The organism is Cellulomonas endophytica, assembly GCF_004123805.1.
GTDB classification, from domain to species: Bacteria; Actinomycetota; Actinomycetes; order Actinomycetales; family Cellulomonadaceae; genus Cellulomonas; species Cellulomonas endophytica.
In genome coordinates this window covers 1-3,963 of the sequence record NZ_RWJX01000136.1, presented here as the reverse complement: position 1 = coordinate 3,963, position 3,963 = coordinate 1, and the positions used below count along the sequence as shown (strand labels likewise).

The following is a 3,963-nucleotide window of genomic DNA, read 5'->3' as shown; positions in this document are numbered from 1 at the left end:
GGCACCGGCGGCGGCGCGGCCGCACGGGGCGTCCCCGCGGCCGGCGGCGGCGACGGCGGCCAGCCCGGGGGCGGCCGCGAGCAGGCGCCGCGTGTACGCCTCGCGGGGCCGGACGAGCACCTCGGAGGGCCGCCCCTCCTCCACGACGCGCCCGTCCTGCAGGACGAGGACCCGGTCGGCCCGGTCGGCGGCGACCGCGAGGTCGTGCGTGATGACGAGCAGGCCGATCCCCCGCTCGCGCACGAGCCCCTCCAGGTGGTCGAGGATCCGCGCCTGGACGGTCACGTCGAGCGCCGACGTGGGCTCGTCCGCGACGACGAGGCGCGGGTGCCCGGCGAGCGCGACGGCGATGAGCACGCGCTGGCGCAGGCCCCCCGACAGCTCGTGCGGGTACTGGCGGGCGCGCAGCTCCGGGTCGTCGATCCCGGCGTCGGCCAGGGCGACGAGGGTCTCGGCGTCGACGGACCGGCGCGGCACCCCGCGGCGGCGGACGGCCTCCGCCACCTGCGCCCCGACCCGGTGGGTGGGGTTCAGGCCGACGGTGGGGTCCTGCGGCACGAGGCCGACGACCCGGCCCCGCAGGTCGCGCAGCGTCCGCTCGGGGGCGCCGGTGACGTCCTGCCCGTCGACCTCGACGCGCCCGCCGAGGACGTGGCCGCCCGCCGGGAGCAGCCCGAGGACGGCGTGGGCGGTCGTCGACTTGCCCGAGCCGGACTCGCCGACGAGCGCGACGACCTCGCCGGGCGCCACCGTCACGGACACGCCGCGGACGGCGGGACGGGCGTCCCGACGGGACCGGCCGTAGCCGACGACGAGGTCGGTGACGCGCACGACCGGCGCCGGCGCGGGGACCACGCCGGGGACCACGCCGGGGACCGGGGCGGCGAGCGCGGCGGCGCCGGCGGGCGCAGCGGTGGTGGCCGTGGTGGTCGCCGTGGTGGTCGCCGTGGTGGTCGTGGTGGTGGTGGTCGTGGGCGCGCTCATCGCTGCACCTCCTCGAGGGTCTTGGCGACGTGGTTGAGGCCGAGCACCAGCAGACCGACGAAGAGCCCCGGCAGCAGCGACAGCCACGGGCTCGTGACGAGGTAGCTGCGCCCGGTGGAGATCAAGGTCCCCCACTCCGCCGCGGGCGGCGCCGCGCCGAAGCCGAGGAAGCTCAGCGCGGCCACGGCGATGATCGCCGCGCCGAAGTCGAGCACCGCGAGCACCGCCACCGGCCCCCAGGAGTTGGGCAGCACGTGCCGCACGAGCACCCGGCCCCAGGACGCCCCGCCGGTGCGGGCCGCCTCGACGTAGGGCAGCGTCCGGACGCGCAGCACCTCGGCACGGGTGGTCCGCGCGAAGCCGGGCACGATGCCGATCCCGACGGCGACGGCCACCGGGAGGGTGCCGTAGCCGACGGCGGTGACGATCGCGAGGGCGAGCAGCAGGCCGGGGATCGCCAGCAGCACGTCGACCGCCCGCATGACGACCGCGTCGACCCAGCCGCCGACGAAGCCGGACACGAGCCCGAGGGTCAGCCCGGCGACGAGCGCGAGGGCCAGCGCGAGCGCGGTGGCCCGCACCGTGAGCAGCCCGCCGTGCAGGACCCGGGCGAGCAGGTCGCGGCCGAGCTCGTCCGTGCCGAAGGGGTGCGCGCCGCTCGGCGGCAGCAGCTTCTCCGCCGGCGACGTGGCGGTGGGGTCGGCGTCGGTGAACAGTCCCGGGGCGAGCGCCGACACGAGCACGAGGACGACGAACGCCAGGGCGAGGAGGAAGCCGGGCCGGCGCAGCAGCGCCCGGGCGGTGGCCGCCCGGCGGGCGGCACGGCCGTGGCCGGTCCCTGCCGACCGGCGCCCCTCCCGCTCGTCGCGGGGGCCACCCGGCGTCGCGGGCGTCGCGGGCGTCCCGTCGGCCTCCGGGCGGGCGGGCGGGGCGAGCGCCGCGCGGGCGGGGGTCAGCTCGAGGGTCATGGCCGCCTCACGGTCGGGGTGTGGGTGATGCGCGGGTCGAGCAGCGGGTAGAGCAGGTCGACGACGAGGTTGACGACGACGAACGCGGCGGCGGCGAGCACGACGACCGCCTGCACGACCGGCACGTCCTGGCTGAGGACCGCCTCCTGCGCGAGGGTCCCCACGCCGTGCCGGGCGAACACCGTCTCCGTGACGATGGCGCCGGTGACGGTGCCGCCCACGAGCAGCCCGAGGATCGTCAGCGTCGGCAGCGCCGCGTTGCGGAAGGCGTGGCGCGCCTGCACCGCCCCGCGCGACAGGCCCTTGGCCCGCGCGGTGGCGATGTACGGCTCGGTGAGCGTCTCCTCCAGGCTGCGGGTGAGGACCTGGGCGAACGCCGCCGACGTCGGGATCGCCATGGTGACCGCCGGCAGCACGAGCGCGGCGGGCCCGGCGTCGCCGGTCGAGGGCAGCCAGCCGAGGGTGAAGGCGAACACCTGGATGAGCAGGAGCCCCACCCAGAACGAGGGGAACGCGACCCCGGCCGAGGGCAGCCGGCTGAGGAACGTCTTGAGCGGCCGCCAGCGGACCCAGGCGGCGAGGTACGCCAGGCCGAGGCCGCCCGCGAGCGCGAGGACGACGGCCAGGCCGGCGAGCTGCAGCGTCCCCGGCAGGCGGTCGGCGAGGAGCTCCGTGACCGGCAGGTTCTTCGTGATGGACGTGCCGAGGTCCCCGCGCAGCGTGTCGCCGAGCATGCCGACGTACTGCTGCAGGACCGGCTCGTCGAGCCCGTACCGCGCCTGCGCCGCCGCGAGCTCGGCCGGCGTGAGCGAGTCGACCTCGACGTTGTTCGCCGACAGGAGCAGCGCCAGCGGGTCGCTGGGGAGCAGCCACAGGATCGCGAACGTCGCCGTCCACGCCGCCCACAGCACGCCCACGGCCTGGAGCACGCGCCCGACGACGTACCGGGCGAGCCCGCGCGAGCGGCGGCCGGCCCCGTCCGCCGGGGCCGCGGCCCGGCGGCCGGGGAGCGCGAGCCCCCCGGTCCGCCGGCCCGTCACGTCGAGGGCGGTCATGCCGGGTCGATCCAGGTGCCCGCGAAGTCGCCGAAGGACTCCGAGGTGAACCGGAACCCGTGGACGCCGCCGGCGAGGGCGGCCGTCTGGACCCGCTCGAACGTCGGGAACGCCAGGGCGTGGTCGAGGTAGAACGCCTGGAGCTCGGCGTAGACCCCGGCGCGGGCGGCGGGGTCCGTCGTCCGCGTCCCCTCGTCGAGCAGCGCCTGCACCTGCGCCGCCTGCTCGGGCGTGAGGGAGGCCTCGGCCTGCGCCTTCGACCCCGCGTACCGCACGTCGACGATCCACTGGATCACGCCCGGGTCGGCGCGCGTGTAGTAGGTGGAGATGAGGTCCCAGTCGCCGGAGGACAGGACGTCGCTGCGCTGGGCCTGGGTGATGACGTCGAGCCGCAGCTCGATGCCGACCTGCTTGAGCTGGTCCTGGATGAGCTGGTCGCCCGCCGTGAAGCCCTGCACCACCGGCGTGGCGAGCGTCAGGCGCTGCCCGTCCTTGTACCGGTAGCCGTCGTCGCCCGTCGTCCAGCCGGCCTCGTCGAGCAGCTCGGCGGCGGCGTCGGGGTCGTGGGCCAGGTCCTCGCCGTGGTCGACGTACGACGGGGTCGTCGTGTCGTAGATGCTCGTGACCGACGGGTGGTCCGCACCGAAGACCGTGCTCGCGTAGGTGGGGCGGTCGATCGCCCGCTGCAGCGCGAGCCGCACCCGCTCGTCGGCGAGCACCTTCCCCTCCGTGACGTTGGGGTAGTAGTTGTTGGCCGGGCCCGGCAGGGAGCGGCTGACCACCTGGGCGCCGGACGCCTCGACGAGGGCCACGTCGTTCTCCGAGATGGGCTGCCGGGGCCAGGCGATCTCGAGCGCGCCCGACGTCAGCTGCCCGATGCGGACGGAGTCCTCCGCGACGTAGGTGATGTCGATGCCGTCGAGGTACGCCTCGCCCGCGTTCACGCGCAGCTGCGA

4 protein-coding genes are annotated in these 3,963 nt (G+C 76.6%); all 4 read right to left on the bottom strand.

Going from position 1 to position 3,963, the window contains the following annotated elements; translation table 11 throughout:
• On the bottom strand, positions 1-984 hold a 984-nt coding region (locus EJA20_RS18120), incomplete at its 3' end, for an ABC transporter ATP-binding protein (protein WP_164984063.1).
• Entirely contained in the window at positions 981-1,952 is a 972-nt protein-coding gene (locus EJA20_RS18115; protein WP_129339907.1) for an ABC transporter permease, read from the bottom strand. The genes EJA20_RS18115 and EJA20_RS18120, both read right to left, overlap by 4 nt.
• Positions 1,949-3,007 (bottom strand): ABC transporter permease, encoded by a 1,059-nt coding sequence (locus tag EJA20_RS18110; protein WP_129339906.1) that lies wholly within the window; start codon positions 3,005-3,007, stop codon positions 1,949-1,951. The genes EJA20_RS18115 and EJA20_RS18110 overlap by 4 nt, the downstream gene beginning before the upstream one ends.
• A partial coding sequence (locus tag EJA20_RS18105) for an ABC transporter substrate-binding protein (RefSeq protein ID WP_240675636.1) occupies positions 3,004-3,963 on the bottom strand: 960 nt, incomplete at its 5' end. The genes EJA20_RS18110 and EJA20_RS18105, both read right to left, overlap by 4 nt.

Coding starts and splice junctions, on each gene's coding strand:
- EJA20_RS18115 (WP_129339907.1), bottom strand. CDS start 1,952: ATGACCCTCGAGCTGACCCCCGCCCGCGCGGCGCTCGCCCCGCCCGCC.
- EJA20_RS18110 (WP_129339906.1), bottom strand. CDS start 3,007: ATGACCGCCCTCGACGTGACGGGCCGGCGGACCGGGGGGCTCGCGCTC.